The sequence below is a fragment of the Variovorax sp. W2I14 genome (assembly GCF_050435205.1).
Classification (GTDB): Bacteria; Pseudomonadota; Gammaproteobacteria; order Burkholderiales; family Burkholderiaceae_C; genus Variovorax; species Variovorax paradoxus_C.
Genome location: NZ_JBNDJX010000001.1, coordinates 2,806,286 through 2,826,435 on the forward strand (window position 1 = coordinate 2,806,286; position 20,150 = coordinate 2,826,435).

The following is a 20,150-nucleotide window of genomic DNA, read 5'->3' on the forward strand; positions in this document are numbered from 1 at the left end:
AAGACCATGACCCCTGACATCCCCCCCAGCCGCACCGCCTGGACCGCGATGCTGCTGCGCCGCGCCATCCAGATCCTCGCGCTCGGCCTCCTGGTGGGCACCGTGTGCTTCTTCATGGCCCGCTCGCTCCCGGGCGACATGGCCACCCGCATCGCCGCGGGGCGCTACGGCTACGACCTCGTGAGCAACGCGGCAGCCGATGCCGTGCGCCTCGAACTCGGGCTCGACCGGCCCCTGTGGCTCGCGCTGCTGTACTGGTGGGGCGACATCGCGCGGCTCGATCTCGGCACCTCGCTGGTCAGCGGCCATGCGGTGTGGCGCGAAGTGGCGCATCAACTCGCGGCGACCATCGAACTGGCGGCGGCTTCGGTGTTCGTCGCGGCCGTCGTCGGCTTGCCGCTGGGCATCTGGTCGGGCCTGCATGCGGGCGGATGGGTCGACCGCTTCACGCTGGCGCTGGCCGTGGTGCTGCGCGCGCTGCCGCCCTTTCTGCTCGCCGTGCTGCTGATGGTGGTGGTGGCGGTGCGCCTGGGCGCCGTGCCGGTGGCGGGCGACGACCACGGCGGCAGCCTGCTGCTGCCCGCGTTGACGCTCGGCCTCGGGCTCGCCGCGGGGCTGGCGCGCGTGGCCCGCTCCGCAATGCGCCAGGCCGCCGCCTCCGCGTCTTTCGAATTCGCCCGCACCAAGGGCCTGTCGGACAGGCAGGCGCTCGTGCGCCACGGCCTGCGCCAGGCGGCCACGCCGGTGGTCGCCTACCTCGGCGTGCATGCGGTGTTCCTGGTCGAAGGCGCGGTCGTCGTCGAGGCCCTCTTCGCCTGGCCCGGCATCGGCCACGCGCTGGTGCATGCGGTGTTCGGGCGCGACGTGCCGATGATCCAGGGCGCGGCCCTTTGCATGGGCCTGCTGTTCGTGGTGTTCAACCTGCTGGTGGATGCGGCCTGCCTCGCGCTCGATCCGCGCCGGCGCATGGGAGTGGCGGCATGAGCGGCAGCGTCATCGATATGCCCGCACTCGACCTCGCCGGCCATGGCGCGCGCCGCACGACCCTCCGCCGCCGCGCGGGTCTCGTCATCCTCGCGCTGGTCTCGGCGTTCTCCTTGTTCGGACCGTCTCTGATCGGCATCGACCCCGCCCGCCAGACGCTCGCCGACACCCTGCTGCCGCCCGGTGCCGCCCACTGGCTGGGCACCGACGTGCTGGGCCGCAGCGTGCTCGCACGCCTCGCGCATGCGGCCCGGCTCTCGCTGGGCCTGGCCTTGCTCGCGGCATTGACCGCGGCCGTCCCCGGCGTGCTGCTCGGCGTGGCCGCGAGCTGGCGCGGCGGGCGCATCGAACGCGCGCTGGTCATGCTGGCCGATGCCGTGCTCTCGGTGCCGGGCCTGCTGCTGGTGCTGCTGTTCGCCGCGCTGGCGCCGGGGCGGCACTGGGCGCTGTACATCGGCCTGTCGCTGTCGCTGTGGGTCGAGTACTTCCGCGTGTGCCGCGCCGCCAGCCGGCAGGTGCTCGCGAGCGATGCGGTGCAGGCCTCGCGCCTGCTCGGCTTCGGTACGGGTTACGTCCTGCGCCGGCACTTGCTGCCCGCCCTCGCGCCCGTGCTGGGAACCTTGCTCGCCTTCAGTGCCGCGCAGGCGGTGCTGGCGCTGGCCGCGCTCGGCTTCATCGGCGTCGGGCTGCAGCCGCCCACGCCCGAACTCGGATTGATGATGACCGAGTTTCTTCCCCACTACGAAGAGGCGCCGTGGCTCATTGCCGCGCCCGTTGCGCTGCTGATGGCGGTGGTGCTCGGCATGATGCTCGTGGCTGGCGATGGAGAAACGACATGACCGCTTCCGTTCTGCTCGCAGCCGACAACCTCGGCGTGCACGTCGGCACCCGGGCCTTGCTGCGCGACGTGTCCTTCAGCCTGCGCGCTGGCGAAGTGCTGACCCTGCTCGGAGAAAGCGGCGCCGGCAAATCGCTGCTCGCGCAAGCCGTGATGGGCAACCTGCCGGCCGCGTTGCGCGCCAGCGGCAGCGTTACCCTCGACGGCACGACGAGCCGCGCCGACGACGCCCGCGCGCGGCGACCGCGCTGGGGGCGCACCCTCGCGCTGCTGCCCCAGGAGCCGAGCCTCGCGCTCGGCCCGCTGATGCGCATCGCGCCGCAGCTCTCGGAAACGCACGAACTGGTGCGCGGTGCCGCGTTCGACCAGGCAGAAGCCGCTGCATTGCACGACCTCGACGCCGCAGGTCTCGCGGCATCCGCGCGTCAATACCCATGGCAGCTTTCCGGCGGCATGGCGCAGCGCGCCGCCGCCGCCGTGGCATGCGCGGGCGGCGCGCGCATCCTGCTGGCGGACGAGCCCACCAAGGGCCTGGATGCGCACTGGCGCGATCACACCGTGGCGATGCTGCAGGGCGTGCAGCACCGCGGTGGATGCGTCGTGGTCATCACGCACGACCTGCGCGTGGCCGAGGCGCTGGGCGGACAGCTCATCGTGCTGTGCGCCGGCCAGGTCGTGGAGCGCGGCGCTGCCCGCACCGTGCTGGCCGACCCGCAGCATGCGTTCACGCGGCGGCTCGTCGCTGCCGACCCCGCGCGCTGGCCCCGACGTGCAGCAGCCTCAACTTCGGCGGGCGCACCGGTGCTCAGCGCGCAGGCTTTGTCCAAGGGCTTCGGCGGCAAGCCGCTGTTCGACGGCGTCGATCTGCAGATTCACGCCGGCGACCGCTTCGTGGTGCAGGGTCCCAGCGGCACCGGCAAGAGCACGCTCGGCAATGTGCTGCTCGGCCTCATGCCCGCCGACCGCGGCGTGGTGCGGCGCGCGGAAGGCCTGCACGCCACCGCCTTCCAGAAGCTCTACCAGGACCCCGTCGCTTCTTTCGCGCCGCACGTCACCCTGGGGCAGTCGCTGCGCGACGTGGCTGCACGGCATCGCTGCGCATGGCCCGCCGTGCTGCAACACCTCGGCCGGATGGGTGTGCCGCACGACCTGCTGGCGCGCCGACCTTCGCAGGTGTCCGGCGGCGAACTGCAGCGCGTTGCGCTCGCGCGGGTGCTCACGGTGCAGCCCGCGCTCGTGTTCGCCGACGAGCCGACGTCGAGGCTCGACCCGGTCTCCCAGCAGGAAGCCATGGCCGTTTTGCTCGACGCACTCGACGAACGCGGCGCGGCGCTGATGCTGGTGACGCACGACGACGACATTGCGGATGCGGTGGCGACGCAGCGCTGGAGGCTTGCCGCGGGTTGAGCCCGGCACGAGAAAGGCGGCGAGCCGCAGGCACGCACGCACGCGCGCACGTCAGACAACGCAAGGATTTGGCAGAAATCGCCGCCCCACGGCCGTAACAGCCCAAGCCGATGCGCCCGAGACTGGCGCGCATGACAAATTCCGCTACCTCCGTCCTCACCGCGATGGACGCCCGCCCCGCCGCTGCGGCCAGTAGTACTACTGCTACTGCTACTGCTGCTTCCAGCGCGTCCATCAAGAACCTCCCCGTCAGCCTGTTCGCCGCGGTGATGGGCCTCTCGGGCCTTTCGATGGGCTGGCGCCTTGCGCACACCGAGTTCGGCGCCGTCGTACCGCGCGTGGTGTCGGACGTGATCGGCCTCTTCGCCACCTTCGTTTTCGTCGTGCTCGCCATCGCCTACGGCGCCAAGCTGCTGCGGCACCCGGCGGCAGTGAAGGCGGAGTTCAACCATCCGATCGCTGGCAACTTCTTCGGCACCATCGCGATCGCGTTGCTGCTGCAGTCGGCCGTGCTCGGCCACTACAACGACACGCTGGGCCAGGTGATGTGGATCGCCGGCACCGTCGCCACGCTGCTGCTGGCCGCGCATGTGGTCTCGCGCTTGCTGGGCGGCAACTGCCACCCCGCGCACGCGGTGCCCGCGTGGATCATTCCGGGCGTCGCCGCGCTCGACATTCCCGTCACCGGTAGCCACATGCCCATGGCCCGGGCCGGCGAGGTGCTGCTGCTGTCGGCGGCCGTGGGTTCGGTGATGGCGCTCGTGCTGTTCACGATGATCGTCACGCGATTGATTCAGCACGAACCCCTCGCCCCGGCGATGACGCCCTCGCTGCTGATCCTTGTCGCGCCGTTCGAGGTGGGGTTCACGGCATACGTGAACCTGACGGGGCGGGTGGATCTGTTTGCGGGGCTGTTGTTTTACTTCGGGCTGTTTTTGTTTGTGGTGCTGGCGCCGAAGGTGTTCAGGCGGAGCGTGCCGTTTGGGGCGGGGTGGTGGGCGATTAGTTTTCCGCTGGCTGCGATGGTGAATGCGGGGGTGGTGTATGCGGGGGTGCGGGGGGAGGTGCCGCTACAGCTACTGGTTGAGGGGATGTTGGTGGTGCTGACCGCGACGATGTTTGTGTTGACGATTCAGACGGTGCGGATTCTTTTTAATGGGCGACTGCTGACGAATTAGGAGAGATTTGCCACAGCAACTAAAGCTATCCAACTGCAACAGACGGTCGGGGCCACAGCATCGCTGCTGAACGATGGGTGGATGACAGTTGAACGATCGCCCTTAGCTCCGAGACAGCGCATCAGATCGCGTCGATCACCTGTCTAAAGGGCAACCTCCCTGCCGCAACACGAGCCCAATGCAGTCGCGCGACGACTTCTCTCCGCGCCGCATTCGCGCATGAGCCCGCGGGAGGGGACTCTCATCCGGTCCTCATGGCTGCTATCGCCATGACCTGAAGCCGACCTCTCCACGAGTAATTTTGCGCCGGTGCTCGATGGCTCATCGAAACGAGATTGCTTTTCCTTCTATGGGCAAGCACGCCCGCCGCTTCGCTATCACCCAAATATGGGGTTTCCAACCCGTCCCTATCGCATGCAGCATTGCAAAATATTTCTAGCTGATTACTAATGCTCGTGGAGCAAACCTTGCTCCCCGGCGAAACTGTGCGATCAGGGATCAAATGAAGCATCAATCCAAGAATTATGTCCAGCACCTCATTTGATGAAAAAAGTCTTGCGGCAGCGCTGGCTGCATTGCAACGAGATTTCTCCACCCTTTCTCCACGAATTCGCCAAGTTTCGCACCAAGTTTCGTGTCAGTGCGAGAGTGTAAATTTGCATTTGCATTTTCCTGCAATAAGGCAGGGCAAGGCGACGATTGACGATCTTGTCCAAGTCCTGTCCGATCACCTTATCCCGTTCTGCACACCTCGCTCTGAGGTCGACTCCTTAAAAAAACAGTACGGGGTAGTTGATGCAATGGAGTTTGGTCGATTGCACCAAAAGCTAATAGAAAGCGCCAAATCCCTTTTCAAAAAGGCGAATAGAGCAACAAATAGAAATGGCGAAGCCGGAGAACTTCTTCTTTATCTGATGACAGAATGGATACTAGACGCACCGCAGTTAGTAGCCAAGATGTCTCTTAAGACTAATTCCGAGATGCCAATCCACGGTTCTGATGGCATACACGTTAAATACTGCGCCAGCACCTCTCGCCTTTTATTTTACTGGGGCGAATCCAAGATTTACAAGAATATCAATGAGGCAATAAAGGCAGCGGCAAAATCAATAAAAGAAGCCCTTCAACCCGAAAAACTTGAACACGAACTGCAGTTGGTTCAAACCAATATTTCACTGTCGGGAATTCCCAAGGATGCCCGCGACACACTTTTAGAATATTTAAACCCTTACAGCGAAAATTCGAACTCTAAGCACGATATCTCAACCTGCCTCATTGGCTTCGACTATGAGGGGTTTGGCGATGCAAAGATAAAGTCTGGCAAGGCGAGCGAAGCAGATTTTCGGAGCATGGCTGTGGAAAAATTGAAGGAAATATCTCCCCTGATATCGCAAGCTTTAATCGATGCGGAACTGGAAAATCATCCGATGGAAATTTTCCTATTTCCTGTTCCTTCTGTTCAAAAGTTGCGCGACATCTTTCAAGCCAAAATTGGATGGAACGACTGATGCAAGAACTATGCGATACCGTTTGGGCGGATGATCGATTTCAAACTATGAGTAAGGTTTTGGAATTAAATTGGATACGAAAAGATCTCGGATTTCTTGACTCTCCGCAAGACGCAAGCCTCGATGCCAGCAAACTTATTCGAGCCGCTGCTATTTTGGCTTGCTCTGACAATCCAATGCATAGGCGAGCGGCGTTCAGAGTGGCCACTTCCACCTATGGAATATTTGGCGCAGAAAAATTACCTCTGAATCAAGCTCTGCGAGTGGTGCTCGCACGACTTGGGAATTTTCCCTCATTCGCGACCCGACCTGATGTTGAAAATTCATTGAGCGATCTTCCTCTTGCACTTGCGCATGAAGAAATGGCGTCGGCAGAAAAAAGGTCAATACAAGTTAACGGCAGCAGTGTCTATCTGACCGATTTTCAGTATGGCTTATGGGATGGTTTAAAAAAGAAGGCATCAATCGCCCTTTCCGCACCGACATCTGCAGGAAAATCTTTTGTACTTCAAAATCATCTGGTTAGCTTATTTAATCAAAAAAACTCATTAATCGTTGCGTATGTCGTGCCTACCCGAGCGTTGATATCTCAGGTCTGTTTAGACTTGGGGGAAATGCTTCACACCAGCAACACTAGGCCTGAAGTTATAAGCATCCCAATTGACGCCGAGGGAGATCTACCATTACGGGCCATATACGTAATGACACAAGAACGGCTTCAATTGATGCTCGGAAGTCATGGTGCCTTTATGGCAAACGTCGTGGTGGTCGATGAAGCCCACTCAATAGGAGAAGGCTCCCGCGGCGTACTGCTTCAATGGGTAATTGATGATTTGTTGGCGCGGAACCTGAAGACTCAATTTCTTTTCGCAAGTCCAGCCGTGAGAAATTTGAATATATTCGGCCAGCTTTTTGGATTGCCATCTTTAACCGAATTAAAGTCCAGCGAGCCTACAGTGGCTCAGAATTTTTTGATTGTAAAAATCAAATCCGCTACAAAAGGAAGCATTTCAATTAGCACCGCTGGAGACGGCTCTGCCACACCAACCCAAATAGAAAATCTTACAATAAATCGGACAATCGCCAGTCGAATTGACAAGTTAGTTCAAATCTCCGCGCATCTCGGCGCCGGCAGCTCAAACATTGTCTATGCCAATGGGGCGGCTGATGCAGAAAAAATTGCATTGCAATTAATGGATATTTTCTCTAGTCGCGCAACAACAACCGCACAGGAAGAATTGGCCGACTTGGCAAAGGAAGCAGTGCATCCGAACTATGTGTTGGTTGAGTGCGTAAAAAGGGGAATCGCCTTTCACTATTCAAACATTCCAACTCAGTTACGCCTCGCCATAGAAGACGCAGTTTCAAATGGGGTTTTGGATTATTTGGTATGCACAAGCACTCTGCTTCAAGGGGTTAATCTCCCAGCAAAGAATTTATTCATGTGCTCTCCCGAAAAAGGCAGAGCACATCCTTTGCAATCCATTGATTTTTGGAATCTATCGGGCAGAGCTGGACGACTACGTCGAGAATTTCAGGGCAACATTTTTCTTATCGACTATGAAAAATGGAAAGAAAAACCACTTGAAGGAGCTCGAGATGCGATAGTGGTTCCAGCAATCGAGCAGGCCATTAACACTCGTACATCAGAGCTGATTTCTATAATTCGAGACGATGCCTTTAAAGATCAAAAACAAACGCACGATCTTGACTCGACCTTTGTCCGGTTATTTACAGACTACAAGAATGGAAATCTCGAAGCGACCCTCGGCAGAATTTCCATAGATGCTTCGAACGCCGGTCATTCCAATTTAATGAATGCATTGATTCATGCCGATACCAATGTCTCTCTCCCGACTTCCATTATTCGACTTAATCCCGGTGTTTCGGCGCACAAACAGCAAAATCTGTTTAACTATTTTTGCGACCAAATAGCAATCTCAGAAGAATCTGCATCTGCTCTTATTCCGCTTCACCCCAGGGAAAACGATGCATACGACTCATATGCAGAAGTTCTTAGGATTTGCTATCAATTTATACTCCATCACTCTGCAGATAATAAAATACATAAATTTCACGCCGTTATCGCACTGCAATGGATCAGGGGAATTCCACTCCCTCGTCTTATCGAATTTCAAATTAAGAAAAAACCAGATATTGATCGCAGAAGAGTAATCAGAGAGATGCTTGAGGTTATTGAAAAGGATATTCGCTTTCAAGCAGTGCGACTGCTTGGGTGCTACAACACATTGCTCTCCCACGCCCTGCGCGAAGCCGATCAGTTGGAACTCTCAGAGGGCATTCCGCAGTTGCCCCTATATTTGGAACTGGGCGCCTCAGATCGAACGATGATTAGCTTCATTTCGCTTGGCCTATCACGCGTTACGGCGATGAAATTAAATGAAATCGCGGGACGCAAAGACATGGATATTTCCGAAGTGAAAGCGTGGCTCGCACAACGATCTCCTGAGTCGCTCGGGCTTTCCCCTCTTTTGCTTTCGGAAATAAAAATGCTGCTTTCCTAATCTTCTTCAAACCAGGGGTCTTACATGGCAAAAAAAGTTGACTTGGGCGGTGATAGAGTCTGGAAAACGCAAAAAGCAGCAAGAGAACATTTTCAAGAAATGCTTTCTCGATATAAAAATGGTGACAAAATATCCGCCCCTGAGGATCACGCCGATTTGGCTGCTTTGATTCAGTCATATGATGCAAATTCCGAAGGAATGCGGGAGCCCAAGGCCGGAGCGGGAATTTCATATTTTTTCAGAGGCACCGATATGGAGCACTTCGGAATCAACGATTGCTTTTTTGTAAAACGAGTGGATGGAACGGAAATCGATTTCAGTTTTCACAAGGCCTTGATTCTTGCTTCTCAGGCTCACGAGTAAATCCGAAATCCATTTAATCCATGGAGCAACTCTTCAGAAATTAAAGACGGCTCAAACAGTCGATATTTAGAGTCGACCTCAGCATCACTTTGAAGATTGAAGAAATTAAATGCCGCTACGTCTCGAGGGCGTAGCGGCTTAAATTTCTACCCCTACCCCCTCACACTCGCCTGCAACAACTCATCCGCAGCCCGCGCCAGATCCGCAGCGATCCACATCATGTTTCCGCGGTGCATCTCCCCTGCTTCTTCGAACCACCCGTTGCCGTCTCCATAGGCGCACCACAGCAGCGAGTTCAGCTGCGTGAGTTTTTCTTCGAGGAGGTCTCTTGCATCGTTGCCCGTTGGAGGTGAGGGCGGCGCGCCGCTGGTGGTGGTGCTGGTGCTGCTGTTGCTGCGAGCACCGTTGCGGCGGGAGGGAGATTTGGGCGTAGAACGCCCGGCGATAATTTGCTTAGCCATTTGGTGTGCTCCTTGTAGAAGATTTGCACGTCATGTGGTCAGACGGTCAGGGTGTTCACGCAACCTGGCCGTCGCCTTTTGCGCCTCACATTCGCATCGATGGCGCTTGGCAGGCCGTCGACACCCGCCGTGAGGCAAGGCGGTTGATTCATTCACTCATCCGTTCATTTCTCTTCCGGGTTGTCGCTCGCTCCTTTCTTTCTGTCTTGCTTCCACACTGCACTGTTCGTCGCTCACTCAGTGCAGCGTCCGGTCGCTGGGGCATTCACTGTAGAGAAGCAGAGCCGCGCGGGAGAAAAGAATTCGTCGAGGAATTCTCGAATTCGTGAGGCATCTTTCAGGCAATGGCCGAGTGACTGCCGGGGGACACAAAGCACTGACAGTCGCAGGCGTTTCGCGCGCCGGCGCGGCGCAAATTCAGTTGTTGTCGGCGAAGGAAAAAGCAAATCAGGTGCTGTTGCCGCGATGGCCGCAGCAGCGCCAGACGTTGGTCGGTTGACGCGGGCACGTCGCACAGCAGCTTGATGACGCCAATCACATCGAGCCCGCGAAGTGCGCCGCCTCTTCGATGGCCTCGAAGCTCGCGATGAGCAGCAGGTTGTTCGCGAACACCTTGCGTATCGCATCGAACATTAGATACATCGGAAAGACCGGCCAGCTCTCGCGCTCGGCGCTCCTAACCCCGTCTTGACTTCGTTTTAGATATATATCTAAAATCGTTTCGATACATCCTTCAAGGACTTCGACATGAGACACCCCCACTTCGGCCATCACCACCACAACCATCACTGCCACGCCCCCCGCGGCGAGCACGGAGACGGCTTCTCCGGCGGCCGTGGCCGGCACGGTCATGGCGAGGGCGACCTCGGCGACGACCAGCGCATGCCCGGAGGCCGCGGTGGTCGCGGCGGCGGGCGCGTCTTCGGCCATGGCGGCCTGCGCTTCGTGCTGCTGCAGCTCATCGCCGACAAGCCTTCGCACGGCTACGAGCTCATCAAGGCCATCGAAGACCGCCTGGGCGGCAGCTATGCGCCGAGCCCCGGCGTGGTCTACCCGACCCTCACGCTGCTCGAAGAGATGGGTCATCTGAGCGTGGAAACGGCCGACACCGGCGGCCGCAAGCGCTACAGCATCACCCCGGGCGGTCAGGAGTTCCTGGCTGCCAACCGCGAGACAGCCGACGCCATGATGGCCCGCATGACGGGCGGCGTGGACGGCGCGGGCCCGCGCGGCGGACGGCCGCCGCAGGTCACGCGCGCCATCGAAAACCTGAAGCTCGCCATGCGCATGCGCCTGTCGGGCACGCCCCTCACAGAACAACAAGCCCACGATTTCGCCGCGGTGCTCGACAGCGCCGCTCAACAGCTAGAGCGCATCTGAACTTCTTCTTTTGACATGACCGACTTCACAACCACCACTTCTGCTTCTTCCTCCAAAACACCCGACCGCACGCCACGCCGCGTGCGCCACGACCTTCGCTTTCGCCAACTCACGGTGAAGACGGTGCAGCGCGTGACGCCGCACCTCATCCGCATCGTGCTCACGGGCGACGACCTCGCGGGCTTCACGAGCCTGGGGTTCGACGATCACGCGAAGATCTTTTTCCCCGACGCGACCACGGGCAAGCTCACGCTGCCGACGGCCGGGCCCGACGGTCCGATCTGGCCCGCGAGCGGCCGCCCGACGATGCGCGACTACACGCCGCGCCGCCACGACGCGAAGGCGAACACGCTGGAAATCGACTTCGCCCTGCACGACGCCGGCCCCGCCACGCAATGGGCCGAGAGCGCCAAGCCCGGCGACACGCTGGGCGTGGGCGGGCCGCGCGGCTCGTTCATCGTGCCGACCGAGTTCGACTGGCACCTGCTCATCGGCGACGACACCGCCCTGCCCGCCATCGCGCGGCGCCTGGCCGAGTTGCCGGCCGGTGCGCGGGTGGTGGTGCTGGCGGAAGTCGACAGCGAAGCGGACGAGATTGCGTTCGAGACCGAGGCCGAGCTCACGCTGCAGTGGGTGCATCGCCGTGGTGCCGAGGCGGGCGTGAGCACGGTGCTGGTCGATGCGCTCAAGGCGGCGAAGCTGCCGGCCGGCGACTTTCATGCGTGGGTCGGGTGCGAGTCGGGCATTGCGAAGGCACTGCGCGCGCATCTGGTGAGCGAGCGCGGCGCGAATCCGAAGTGGACCCGGGCGTCGGGCTACTGGCGGCGCGGCGCCGCGGCCACGCACGATTCGCACGACGAGTGATCCCGCCTTGCTCCTTCCCCTTCCGGGGGAAGGTTGGGATGGGGGCACGCGGCGCTTGTCAGGCGCAGTGCTTCATCGAACGCCGCGAGCCCCCACCCCTGCCCTCCCCCGGAAGGGGAGGGAGCAAGACAACACTCAGAGCCAGCCGGCGCGCCTGAAGCGGTAGTACAGGTAGCCGCAGGTGCTGACGATGAGCCCCAGCGCCACCGCATAGCCGTACTTGAATTTCAGCTCCGGCATGTTCTCGAAGTTCATGCCCCAGATGCCGGCGAACGCGGTGCACACCGCGAAGATGCTGGCCCAGGCCGCAAGCCGCTTGGTCACCTCGCTGTCTTCGATGGTCACCATCGACAGGTTCACCGCAATGGCGGTGCCGATGGTGTCCCGCATCGCATCGATCGAACCGTTGATGCGGCCCAGGTGGTCGCCCACGTCCCGAAAGTACTCCTGCGTGCCCATGCACACCTGCGGCACGCGCCCGCCGTACAGCTTGCCCGCCGCCTCCACGAGCGGCGCCACCGCGCGCTTGAGGATCATGCTGCGGCGCTTCAGGTCGTAGAGCTGCTTGATCTTGTCCCGCGCCGCGCCGCTGTGCCCGAAGATCTGCTGCTCGATGGATTCGAGCTCGACCTCCAGCGCATCGATGACGGGAAAGTAGCGGTCGACCACCGCATCCATCAGCGCATAGAGCACGAAGCCCGCGCCGTTGCGCAGCAGGTCGGGCTCGCGCTCGCAGCGCTCGCGCACGCCCAGAAACCCCTGCTGGCTGCGGTTGCGCACCGAGAGCACGTAGTTGCGGCCCACGAACACGTCGACCTCGCCGACGTTCACGCAGTGCTCGCCCTCGGCCGAGGGCTCCACCAGGTGCATGACGACGAAGAGCGAGTCGCCGTACTCCTCGACCTTGGGGCGCTGGTGGCCGTGGTGGGCGTCTTCGACGGCGAGCGGATGCAGGTTGAATTCCGCCTGCATCTCGGCGAGCTCCTCGGGCGAGGGATCGCTCAGCGCCACCCACACGAAGCAGCCGGGGCGGGTGATGTACTCGCTGATGTCCTCGACGGGAATGTCGGCGAGCTTGGCGCCGTTTTCGTAGGCCACGCAGTTGATCAGCATCGGTGCTCGTCCAGGGTCGATCGTGAAGCTCGAGGCGCGGCGGTCAGGCGGCCGCGTCGGGAGTCGAAGCCGCGGCCAGATCGCGGGTGGCGGCCAGCGAGGCCTCGATGGCCTGGGTCTCCGCCTTGAGCAAGGCGAGGCCCTTTTCGGCGAATGCGGTGTGGCTTGCGGTGTCGGCCCAGAGGCTCGTCGCGGCTTCGGCGCATGTGAGCGACGTGAAGCGGATGCGGCCCTTCGCCAGGTCGATGAAGCGCTTCTCGCGCAGCGGGTCCGCACGGTCCCAGGCACCGCCGATGAGCACGCGCTTGCCGCGCTTGATGCGGGGTTCGCGCTCGGCGAAGAACGGCAGCTTGGCGGACACCCAGCCGAGCATGCCGCTGTTCAATACGGTGTCGAAATCGGAGGGTGCGGTGTGCGCCTTTGCGTAGTCACGCAGGGTGCCGAGTTGGTAGAGCACCGGGTCCTTGGGCCCGGACGGGCCGCCTTCGATGGGCCTGATGACCGACGGGCCGGTGCTTCCGCCCTTCTCGGGCCGCTTCGACTTGCGCAGGTCGGCAAGCTGGGCCGGCGGCATGCAGAGATAGAGCGCCGCGAGTTCCGCGGGCAAGGTGGCGGTGTCCGGCAGCGCGTTCGCTTCAGGGCCTTTGAGTTCTTCCGAGGGGGCCATGGGCGCCTTGTTGTTCTTCACGCGGGGTTTGCGCGGGGGGATTTTAGGGCGGGGGATGCAGGACGATTGAGGCGGATGCAGCGACAGTCGCGTCTGGGTTCTGCGCATAAAAGCTCATGAGGCCATGGTGCGGCCTCTTTAACCGGAACGGATGCACCAGGTCGACATGGAAGAATTCGTCAATGAAGACAGACACCGCCATCCGCCACGTCACAAAACCCGGCGCCAATCTCTTCCTCGAACTGGGCTTCCTGCCCGCAGAGGCCAAAGGCTTGCAGGCCGCATCGCAAAAGCAGATCCACGATGCCCGGCCGCCAGTCCAGTCGGCGGCTGAGCCGCCGCCCCGTCCCCGATAATCGCCCCAGTGAAAACGACGACTGCTCAACCCATCTCCCCCACCAGCGACCTCTCCGGGCACACGCCCATGATGGCTGGGCGGCTTTCCTAGGCAAATTTGGCATCCTGAAAGAAAGCTACGCCAAAAGCTACGCTCATGGGCTCTTTGGCAGGCGGAAGAATCACTGTATATTTGTACAGTGAAAAACAGAATCCAGTACGAGGTGTTCCGCACCCGCTTCGAAGGCCGCAAGCTGCCCTCGGAAGAGGCGGTGAAACACACTTGCACGATCGGTGATCTCGTCTACACGGAGCGGATCCCAGGGCCGAGGCCAGGCCTCGGCATCTGGATCGCGATGCTCCTGCGCGATGACGGTGAGACATACATCCTTCCCGTGCTGGACCGCGCGCGCATACGGAAGATCCGAGGCGGCATCCTGATCAGCGGCATCGAGATCGTGCCGCGCGGCCGCGGCATGAAGAACATCCGATCGGACAACTACCCGCAGACGTGGTGGTGTCGCCCCATTGCACTCAACAACAGCGGCTTCGCCGACGTGGACCTTGGGACGCCGGCGGTCGCACGCGAGGAGGCTCGGCAGCGGGGCGAGTTGGAACGCTCGGCCGAGGCGCTGAAGATCGCCAAGACCATTAGCAACAGGCCTATGCGAAGGATGCCCTACGACCCGGCCACGGCATCGGGACACTACCTCGGACATTTCTAAGCCCGATCTCGCCATTGAGATGCGCTCGCGACCACCGACGTTGCCATCCAGGCCGCATGGCTATGATCCGGGCATGAATCGATCTGTCGTCATTGCCTATGTGGTGGCGGTGCACGCCGCGCTCGCGGTTGTCGCGCTCAAGCCGAACTTCGCCAGCGCTGTACAGGCAAGGCTCGGCTTCGCCGACATGGCGCGCGTGCGCTTCGCGCAAGATGCGCTCACGCTTCGACTGGACCCCGTTGTCCCGTCAGGATCGACAGTTTTTCACGGTGACAGCATCACTCAAGCGCTGCCGACCAGCGTGATTTCCGCACGGGCCGTGAATTTTGGTGTTGGCTCCCAGACTACGCTCCAACTAGCCACGATGATGACGAAGCTGAACTCGCACAAAACTGCAGAGCGAGTGTTTTTGAACATCGGGACCAACGACATCGGGCCCGGACAACGAGGGCATTCGGCCGAAGACCTTGCCGCTGTTCTCGACCTTATCCCGGCGGCGGTCCCGGTCGTTTGGTCCAGCATCATGCCCCGCGCTGGACATGAGGCCGCGATCCTCGCCGCGAATAAAACGATTGCTAGCCTTTGCGCGGCGAGGCCGAGCTGTAGCTACCTTGATACGCACGCCACCATGGCGCCAGCAGGGGACGGAGTTCCGCTCGCCGACATCTACATCGATGGTGTACATCCCAACGTGAAGGGCTACGGCCTGTGGATTGCTGCGCTCAAGAGCGCAATCTGAGGCAAAAACCGACGCGCTGATCAGCCTCCCAGCTGTCCCAAGATATCGAAGAGTGGGCCTAAAACCGGCAGGAGGCCTACGTGCGCGCTGACCGCAGAAACGAAGCCCATGTACTTCTTCGCATAGCCTGGCCTCCCTGACTCGGCCTTGAGATTTGCAAGCAAGCTCGCCAGGCGATCTCGCTCGAGCTCGGCCATTTCTGCCGCAGCGATCGCTGCCTCGGCCTGCGCGAAAACCTGCACAGCTTCTGCCGAAAGAATGCGATTGTTGTTCGCACTGGATCCCGTTTCGTTAACCATCATCACCCCGGCATCGAAGCCTTGAATATCGTTGCCGGTGGCGGTATTTCCAGACCCACCCTCCATGTAGATTGCTACTGTTTGCGGTTTTGTTGTCGACATGTGATGTCCAATAAATTAGGAGGTTGCAGGTTAGTGTCATGAGGCAACTTGTCTACCGGAGCTTTCCCCTTGCATCAGTGCGTCGACGACATATAGCCGGCAAGAACCCAAGCGGAAATGACAAAGGCCCCAGCACCGGAGCGCTGGGGCCTTTGGATAGTGGTATAGACGTCTGCACCAACTCGGCGAACGAGCGATAGAGCTCAGCGCGGCCAGCTGTCGATCAAGGTTTGGACATCGGAGGCGTGGTCGTCAGCTGCGTCGACCAACTCTTGAACTTCAGCCGTGCACTGTCCGAATACGTTTGCGAGGGGACCGGCCGACTGAGCTTCGGCGGTGGCGGTGGTGCTGGGCACGCGATCGCGACGGGAGGCGATACGGACAGCGTCGAGCAGCTTGTCGCGCTCAAGGCGCAGAGCACCAGCAGCGGCAGATGCCAGGGTTTCACGGGTGCGTGCAGCATTGAGTGCCTCCAGTTGTCGAGCGTTGTTGTCTGCGGCCTTCCGGTCGTTGTCGGCCTGCAGGATGCGGCTGGTCTCGGAGATCGAGAGCTTGTAGTCGGTCAGCGCTTGCGCGGACCGCGCCTGCGCGGCCTTGGCGTTGCTGACCTGGACGCGTTGGCCGAGCAGAAGCACCAACAGGAGCGCGAGGGCCGCAGCGTAGAGCCACGACGGCGCCAGGTCGAAGACCTTGGTCATGGCAGCCTCAGGTACGCACGGACGACGCGGTGGTGGCCTTCCCACTCGGCGCGCAGTTCGGCCCGCTTCTGTGGCGTGCCGCGCGTGTACGCACCAGGGCGCCACGCGCGCAGGTAGAGCTGCCAGCCCGCCTCGATGTCTGTCACACGCGGCAGTGGGCCGGGTTCGGTCCACAGCAGCAGGCGAGCGAACACTGCGCCGAGCACGTCATCCGTTTGCATGGCTAGCCACACGTCCATTGGAGACGCATCGATGCCGCGCTCATCGCAGAACCGATGCGCCAGATCTGAGCTCGAGCGATGCGTTAGGACGCCCTTGATACCGCCGCCTCGCTCGAACTGCCAGAACGACACGGCAGGGCCATCCTCCTTGCCGCTGCTCGTGACCTGGCGGCGGTGCTTGAGCAGGGATTCCTTGAGGCAGATAGTCAGCATCTCCACCCGGGCCTCCGGGCTGCTCATCTTGGGCGGCAGCCACGCCAATGCCGCGTCGACGGCCGCTCGGTTGATTTCGTCGAGAGTCATTGTGGGGTCTCCGGTGTGTCAGAAAGCGGCGCGTGGTCCGTGGCCACGTCGGGCGGCACGTCGCCCGCCCATGCGCGGCCACTGCAGAGCAGGCCCAACAACAGGACGAGAGCGATGGCGAGGGAGCCGAGCTGCGGCCACTCCCCCCAGAGCGGCTGGAAGGCTGCGGCGGTGGCTCCTGCCACGTAGCCGGCGTACTCGAGACGGACCCGCAGCAGCACGCCAGAGCGCATTGCATTGAGGCGGCACAAGGCGATGAAGGCGATCGCGCCGCACACGGCCAGGTTGGCCATGGCGAACAGGTATAGATCCTTCATGACGCACCGCCCTTTCCGCCCACCATGCGCTCGAGCGCTGAAGCGCCCCAACTCACAAGCTTCCCGAGCGCCCATGGCCAATCCACGAAGCCAATCAAAAGAGCGATCGGTGCCACCGTCACGCGCGGTGAAAGTTCCGGCCGGTACGCATTCAGTGCGGCGGCCGCAGCTGAGGTGAACAGCACAGCCATACCCACCACGCGCAGGAAGAACAGGACCGCACTGGTGCGAGTCGTCTTCTCGCGCCTGGCCACCTTGAAACTCGCACCCAGCGTGGCGGCGACCACGATCACCATGTACGGCCCGACAACCGCCGCGACTTCGCTCGAGAAGAGCAGAGCCGCGATGAAGACGGCCACGCCGACAATGTCGGCAATCGGTTGTTGCGACATGCCTCAGACCACAGCGATTCCGAGAGCCGCCTGTCGCACCTTTGCCTTCTGATACATCGCCTCGAGATCGGCGAGTGAGCGGAAGACATCGGTGTAGAAGGCGGCCTCGGCAAAGTCCACCGACGTGCTCGGCGTGCCTGCAGAGACGATGTACGTGGAGCCGATGCCAAGCTTTCGTGGAGCAGGCGCCGGTGCGAATGCGTTGCTCCCGGTCAGTGCGATGCTGGCAACGCCGCCGACGAACATGTTGACTCGCTTCACGCCGCCCGAGAAATCGCGCGACACGCCTACGAAGTAGTGACTGCCGGCCGGCGTGGGTGCACCCAGGCCGGCAGAGTTGATCGTCGTTCCGCGATAGCTTGCGAACAGCGTTCGAGCCGCCCCGCTGCCACTGAAGAAAACGCCGCCCCCAGAGTTGTCGCCGGCAGTGCCCAGACTCCCAAGGATGGACTGAAGCCCGTTGGTCGCGTTGTCGCGGACCACAACACACATCGTGTCCACGGCTGTGGCGGTTTCCGAGAGATCCGTGAGCAGCCCGTTGCCCAGTGCATTTGCAATCGTGAGGTAGTTCGGGGAGTAGCTCGGCGCGCCCGACTGGGGCGTGAGCGCCTTGCCCTGCTTGCGGCCTGTGAGGTCCAACGAGCTGCCTTTGTTGAACAGCCAGTGGTCATAGGACATCGGGTCGTAGTCCGTCAGAAACTGGATGTCAGCCAGCGAAATTTTCCGCGACGATGCGGGGATGGGGGCGTTAACGAAGATGAGAGGGTTCATTGATCAGACTCCAGCGTTGACGATGGTCATGGGGGGGAAGTGCGGGCAAATGCGGTAGTGGTAGCAGACGACACCGTTGATGGTCCGAGAGCCTGGCGTGCTGTCTCGCAGATTCCCCGAAGCGCCGCTGCTCACCCTGATCCCAGCCGCTAGGTAGTCGGCGGCGTAGCGCAACGTGCGCGCGCCAGTCATCGCGCGGCCCGGTGTGAGTAGCACGTCCGTACCGTTCTCGATCACGATGTTGGAAATCGGCACGGTGCCGGTCCCGTCAACAAGCCGGAAGCCCATGTCGGTAGTGGGAAGCATGGTCAGCGTGTCAAGCACGAGCGGTGGCGTCGGCACCTTGCAGCGCAGCCGCACGCGGGTGCCATCGAAGGTTGCGGACACCGGGCGGATGCCGTTCGGCCGCTTTCCGTCCATCACGATCTGGTCGGCTGCTCGGGCGGCGCGCAACCCCATCCAGCCGTACCCCGCTGCGGGGAAGTGGACGTTGTCTACAGCACCGGGCAGGTTGTAGCTTGGGTCCAGCATGAAGAACTTCGGGTTCTTTTCGAGATCCAGGAGCGCATAGGCCATGTCCGGGTAGATGGCCGCGTAGTAGCTCGGCTGATGACACAAGAAGTACACAGGATCGGCCTGGCCGGTGATGCCTTGAATCAGCTGCTCGATGTCGGCCTGGAACTGCTCGACGGCTGCGCGGAAAGGCGCGTACAGGGTGCCTTGGTTGGCATCGTTGATGCCGGTCATCAGCTCGACGTAGTGAATGGCGCAGGACGGATTGCGCGCCTTCGCCGCCGTGATGATGTTGGTGATCTGCCCGTTGTACCAAGCGGTGCCCTTTGAGATCTCGTCGATTCGGGTACTGCCCTTGCCTGCTGTCGCGCCGAAGACGACCCGCTGTGACGGTTGCAGCCCGCGCAGGACCGACAACTCAGTGACGCGGTTTGCGGCCGTCGAGCACGTCGTCTCGCCTTGGCTGGCAGGACCCACAACCTCGATGAGCGGAATGGTCGTGCCAGTGGCGCCGCCATCGCCTCTCGGCCCGCCTGCGAACGTGGTGTTGCTATAGGGCTGAGTAGCCGAAGCGATATCGGTCGCCGTCGCCCCCACGCTGGTTGATTCGCCAACGGCGAAGTGCACCTCTACAGGGGCCAAGGTCGGCTTCGCCGGCAAGCTCTCCAGCGCCGCTGGCGGATAGGACACCGCGCCAGTGGGGGCGATCGTTTCGCCTGTCGCCGTGTCTGTCCCCGATACGATGTAGAGGTTGGAGTTGATGACCATCGGCAACACCGAGTCGGTGCCGACGTAGGTCATGAATCCGGCAGCACCCACACCCGCGAGCGCACCGTTCTGAATGAGGGAGGACATGGTGACGTTGTTGACTCGCATGTCCTGGAGCGCGAAGTCGTAGCTCACCCCAACGCCACCGTCGTTGCCAGCGATGATGGCCACATCTGCCCCGACGGCGGCCGAGACAACGAGCCCGGCGGAGGCCAACTGGTTGGGCAGAATTGCGATCGCAGTCTTCACGCCTGTCGCCGCGGGGATTTCCTTTCCGGTTTGAAGAACCGGTGCACCGCCGACGTTCCGGTAAAGGTCCAACGAGATACCGTCAGCCGAGCTCACGACCGTGAAGTACTCACCGGGCGAAACACCTGGAGGTGTGCCCCCCGCATTCACGCCGGCTGCAGCGTTGGGATAGGTTTTCCCGCGAGCGGCAGAGATGTCGGCAGCCGTTTCAGCTTGCGATCGCGCAAAGTCGGACGCCAAACGATTCTGGCCTGTGACCGTCTCTGCGTACTCTGCGCCGAGATCCTGTTCGATGCCGGCCCACGTCTTCTTCGTATTGCCGAAGCGATCAGTCGCAGTCAGCGCAGGCGAGGTAGCAAGGTCTGCGATGTGATCGACATCGACCTCGGCGTTGTTGAGATCCGAAATGGAGATGGCCATAAATGTCTC

At 61.3% G+C, this 20,150-nt stretch carries 22 protein-coding genes and 1 pseudogene; 12 read left to right on the plus strand and 11 right to left on the minus strand.

Translation table 11 applies throughout. The annotated features are described in order from the left end of the window. The first annotated feature begins 6 nt into the window (after positions 1-6). The 7 genes from QF040_RS13025 to QF040_RS13055 all read left to right on the plus strand — a co-directional run bounded on the left by QF040_RS13025 (position 7) and on the right by QF040_RS13055 (position 8,803). Positions 7-984 carry an ABC transporter permease gene (locus QF040_RS13025; protein WP_429611362.1) on the plus strand — a complete coding sequence of 326 codons (978 nt, stop codon included), beginning with the start codon at positions 7-9 and terminating at the stop codon, positions 982-984. Then, entirely contained in the window at positions 981-1,823 is an 843-nt protein-coding gene (locus tag QF040_RS13030) for an ABC transporter permease (RefSeq protein WP_429611363.1), read from the plus strand. Before QF040_RS13025 ends, QF040_RS13030 begins: the two co-directional genes overlap by 4 nt. Then, positions 1,820-3,229, plus strand: coding sequence for an ABC transporter ATP-binding protein (locus tag QF040_RS13035; protein WP_429611364.1), 1,410 nt, complete (start codon positions 1,820-1,822; stop codon positions 3,227-3,229). The genes QF040_RS13030 and QF040_RS13035 overlap by 4 nt, the downstream gene beginning before the upstream one ends. A gap of 131 nt (positions 3,230-3,360) precedes the next feature. Beyond that, positions 3,361-4,407 carry an SLAC1 anion channel family protein gene (locus tag QF040_RS13040; protein ID WP_429611365.1) on the plus strand — a complete coding sequence of 349 codons (1,047 nt, stop codon included), beginning with the start codon at positions 3,361-3,363 and terminating at the stop codon, positions 4,405-4,407. A gap of 524 nt (positions 4,408-4,931) precedes the next feature. Then, positions 4,932-5,915: a HamA C-terminal domain-containing protein gene (locus QF040_RS13045; protein ID WP_429611366.1), complete on the plus strand. Its 984-nt coding sequence runs from the start codon at positions 4,932-4,934 to the stop codon at positions 5,913-5,915. After that, the gene (locus tag QF040_RS13050) at positions 5,915-8,440 is read left to right on the plus strand and encodes a DEAD/DEAH box helicase (protein ID WP_429611367.1); all 2,526 of its coding nucleotides are present in this window, start codon (positions 5,915-5,917) and stop codon (positions 8,438-8,440) included. Before QF040_RS13045 ends, QF040_RS13050 begins: the two co-directional genes overlap by 1 nt. 24 nt (positions 8,441-8,464) lie before the next feature. Then, positions 8,465-8,803: a DUF3223 domain-containing protein gene (locus QF040_RS13055; RefSeq protein WP_429611368.1), complete on the plus strand. Its 339-nt coding sequence runs from the start codon at positions 8,465-8,467 to the stop codon at positions 8,801-8,803. Positions 8,804-8,955: 152 nt separating this feature from the next. Here the strand turns inward: QF040_RS13055 and QF040_RS13060 are convergent, their stop codons facing one another. Beyond that, the gene (locus tag QF040_RS13060; RefSeq protein ID WP_429611369.1) at positions 8,956-9,264 is read right to left on the minus strand and encodes a hypothetical protein; all 309 of its coding nucleotides are present in this window, start codon (positions 9,262-9,264) and stop codon (positions 8,956-8,958) included. A gap of 534 nt (positions 9,265-9,798) precedes the next feature. Beyond that, positions 9,799-10,194: a hypothetical protein gene (locus tag QF040_RS13065; RefSeq protein ID WP_429611370.1), complete on the minus strand. Its 396-nt coding sequence runs from the start codon at positions 10,192-10,194 to the stop codon at positions 9,799-9,801. On the opposite strand from QF040_RS13065, the gene QF040_RS13070 reads away from it, so the two are divergent. Then, positions 10,147-10,644, plus strand: coding sequence for a PadR family transcriptional regulator (locus tag QF040_RS13070; protein ID WP_429611371.1), 498 nt, complete (start codon positions 10,147-10,149; stop codon positions 10,642-10,644). The genes QF040_RS13065 and QF040_RS13070 overlap by 48 nt on opposite strands. A gap of 15 nt (positions 10,645-10,659) precedes the next feature. Beyond that, the gene (locus QF040_RS13075) at positions 10,660-11,508 is read left to right on the plus strand and encodes a siderophore-interacting protein (RefSeq protein WP_429611372.1); all 849 of its coding nucleotides are present in this window, start codon (positions 10,660-10,662) and stop codon (positions 11,506-11,508) included. 135 nt (positions 11,509-11,643) lie between these two features. On the opposite strand, the gene corA is transcribed toward QF040_RS13075, so the two are convergent. Then, positions 11,644-12,621 (minus strand): magnesium/cobalt transporter CorA, encoded by a 978-nt coding sequence (corA, locus tag QF040_RS13080; RefSeq protein ID WP_429611373.1) that lies wholly within the window; start codon positions 12,619-12,621, stop codon positions 11,644-11,646. A 43-nt stretch (positions 12,622-12,664) separates the two neighbouring features. Then, a complete protein-coding gene (locus QF040_RS13085) occupies positions 12,665-13,288 on the minus strand; it encodes a hypothetical protein (protein ID WP_429611374.1) in 624 nt (207 codons plus the stop codon). Positions 13,289-13,470: 182 nt separating this feature from the next. Here QF040_RS13085 and QF040_RS13090 point away from each other — a divergent pair. The 3 genes and pseudogenes from QF040_RS13090 to QF040_RS13100 all read left to right on the plus strand — a co-directional run. Next, positions 13,471-13,599: pseudogene (locus QF040_RS13090) on the plus strand (helix-turn-helix domain-containing protein); the annotation flags it as partial. Between the two features lie 225 nt (positions 13,600-13,824). Further along, entirely contained in the window at positions 13,825-14,349 is a 525-nt protein-coding gene (locus tag QF040_RS13095; protein ID WP_429611375.1) for a hypothetical protein, read from the plus strand. A 73-nt stretch (positions 14,350-14,422) separates the two neighbouring features. Continuing rightward, positions 14,423-15,088: an SGNH/GDSL hydrolase family protein gene (locus QF040_RS13100; protein WP_429611376.1), complete on the plus strand. Its 666-nt coding sequence runs from the start codon at positions 14,423-14,425 to the stop codon at positions 15,086-15,088. Positions 15,089-15,108: 20 nt separating this feature from the next. Here QF040_RS13100 and QF040_RS13105 read toward each other — a convergent pair whose 3' ends face one another. The 7 genes from QF040_RS13105 to QF040_RS13135 form a co-directional block, all read right to left on the minus strand. Beyond that, positions 15,109-15,489, minus strand: coding sequence for a hypothetical protein (locus tag QF040_RS13105; RefSeq protein ID WP_429611377.1), 381 nt, complete (start codon positions 15,487-15,489; stop codon positions 15,109-15,111). Positions 15,490-15,692: 203 nt separating this feature from the next. Continuing rightward, entirely contained in the window at positions 15,693-16,187 is a 495-nt protein-coding gene (locus QF040_RS13110; protein ID WP_429611378.1) for a hypothetical protein, read from the minus strand. After that, on the minus strand, positions 16,184-16,711 hold the full coding sequence (locus tag QF040_RS13115) for a hypothetical protein (protein WP_429611379.1): 528 nt from the start codon (positions 16,709-16,711) through the stop codon (positions 16,184-16,186). The genes QF040_RS13110 and QF040_RS13115 overlap by 4 nt, the downstream gene beginning before the upstream one ends. Next, positions 16,708-17,028 carry a hypothetical protein gene (locus QF040_RS13120; RefSeq protein WP_429611380.1) on the minus strand — a complete coding sequence of 107 codons (321 nt, stop codon included), beginning with the start codon at positions 17,026-17,028 and terminating at the stop codon, positions 16,708-16,710. The genes QF040_RS13115 and QF040_RS13120 overlap by 4 nt, the downstream gene beginning before the upstream one ends. Then, complete coding sequence (locus tag QF040_RS13125) at positions 17,025-17,420, minus strand: hypothetical protein (RefSeq protein ID WP_429611381.1); 396 nt, start codon at positions 17,418-17,420, stop codon at positions 17,025-17,027. The genes QF040_RS13120 and QF040_RS13125 overlap by 4 nt, the downstream gene beginning before the upstream one ends. A gap of 3 nt (positions 17,421-17,423) precedes the next feature. Next, complete coding sequence (locus QF040_RS13130; RefSeq protein WP_429611382.1) at positions 17,424-18,191, minus strand: hypothetical protein; 768 nt, start codon at positions 18,189-18,191, stop codon at positions 17,424-17,426. 3 nt (positions 18,192-18,194) lie between these two features. Next, positions 18,195-20,141 carry a hypothetical protein gene (locus QF040_RS13135; RefSeq protein WP_429611383.1) on the minus strand — a complete coding sequence of 649 codons (1,947 nt, stop codon included), beginning with the start codon at positions 20,139-20,141 and terminating at the stop codon, positions 18,195-18,197. Positions 20,142-20,150: the final 9 nt, after the last annotated feature.

Bases quoted from the DNA above. Each gene is read 5' to 3' on its own strand.
- QF040_RS13045 (WP_429611366.1), top strand. From the start codon at position 4,932: ATGTCCAGCACCTCATTTGATGAAAAAAGTCTTGCGGCAGCGCTGGCT.
- QF040_RS13055 (WP_429611368.1), top strand. From the start codon at position 8,465: ATGGCAAAAAAAGTTGACTTGGGCGGTGATAGAGTCTGGAAAACGCAA.
- QF040_RS13110 (WP_429611378.1), bottom strand. From the start codon at position 16,187: ATGACCAAGGTCTTCGACCTGGCGCCGTCGTGGCTCTACGCTGCGGCC.
- QF040_RS13100 (WP_429611376.1), top strand. From the start codon at position 14,423: ATGAATCGATCTGTCGTCATTGCCTATGTGGTGGCGGTGCACGCCGCG.
- QF040_RS13050 (WP_429611367.1), top strand. From the start codon at position 5,915: ATGCAAGAACTATGCGATACCGTTTGGGCGGATGATCGATTTCAAACT.
- QF040_RS13135 (WP_429611383.1), bottom strand. From the start codon at position 20,141: ATGGCCATCTCCATTTCGGATCTCAACAACGCCGAGGTCGATGTCGAT.
- QF040_RS13085 (WP_429611374.1), bottom strand. From the start codon at position 13,288: ATGGCCCCCTCGGAAGAACTCAAAGGCCCTGAAGCGAACGCGCTGCCG.
- QF040_RS13120 (WP_429611380.1), bottom strand. From the start codon at position 17,028: ATGAAGGATCTATACCTGTTCGCCATGGCCAACCTGGCCGTGTGCGGC.
- QF040_RS13125 (WP_429611381.1), bottom strand. From the start codon at position 17,420: ATGTCGCAACAACCGATTGCCGACATTGTCGGCGTGGCCGTCTTCATC.
- QF040_RS13065 (WP_429611370.1), bottom strand. From the start codon at position 10,194: ATGGCCGAAGACGCGCCCGCCGCCGCGACCACCGCGGCCTCCGGGCAT.
- QF040_RS13060 (WP_429611369.1), bottom strand. From the start codon at position 9,264: ATGGCTAAGCAAATTATCGCCGGGCGTTCTACGCCCAAATCTCCCTCC.
- QF040_RS13075 (WP_429611372.1), top strand. From the start codon at position 10,660: ATGACCGACTTCACAACCACCACTTCTGCTTCTTCCTCCAAAACACCC.
- QF040_RS13070 (WP_429611371.1), top strand. From the start codon at position 10,147: ATGCCCGGAGGCCGCGGTGGTCGCGGCGGCGGGCGCGTCTTCGGCCAT.
- QF040_RS13105 (WP_429611377.1), bottom strand. From the start codon at position 15,489: ATGTCGACAACAAAACCGCAAACAGTAGCAATCTACATGGAGGGTGGG.
- QF040_RS13035 (WP_429611364.1), top strand. From the start codon at position 1,820: ATGACCGCTTCCGTTCTGCTCGCAGCCGACAACCTCGGCGTGCACGTC.
- QF040_RS13040 (WP_429611365.1), top strand. From the start codon at position 3,361: ATGACAAATTCCGCTACCTCCGTCCTCACCGCGATGGACGCCCGCCCC.
- QF040_RS13025 (WP_429611362.1), top strand. From the start codon at position 7: ATGACCCCTGACATCCCCCCCAGCCGCACCGCCTGGACCGCGATGCTG.
- QF040_RS13130 (WP_429611382.1), bottom strand. From the start codon at position 18,191: ATGAACCCTCTCATCTTCGTTAACGCCCCCATCCCCGCATCGTCGCGG.
- QF040_RS13030 (WP_429611363.1), top strand. From the start codon at position 981: ATGAGCGGCAGCGTCATCGATATGCCCGCACTCGACCTCGCCGGCCAT.
- corA (WP_429611373.1), bottom strand. From the start codon at position 12,621: ATGCTGATCAACTGCGTGGCCTACGAAAACGGCGCCAAGCTCGCCGAC.
- QF040_RS13115 (WP_429611379.1), bottom strand. From the start codon at position 16,711: ATGACTCTCGACGAAATCAACCGAGCGGCCGTCGACGCGGCATTGGCG.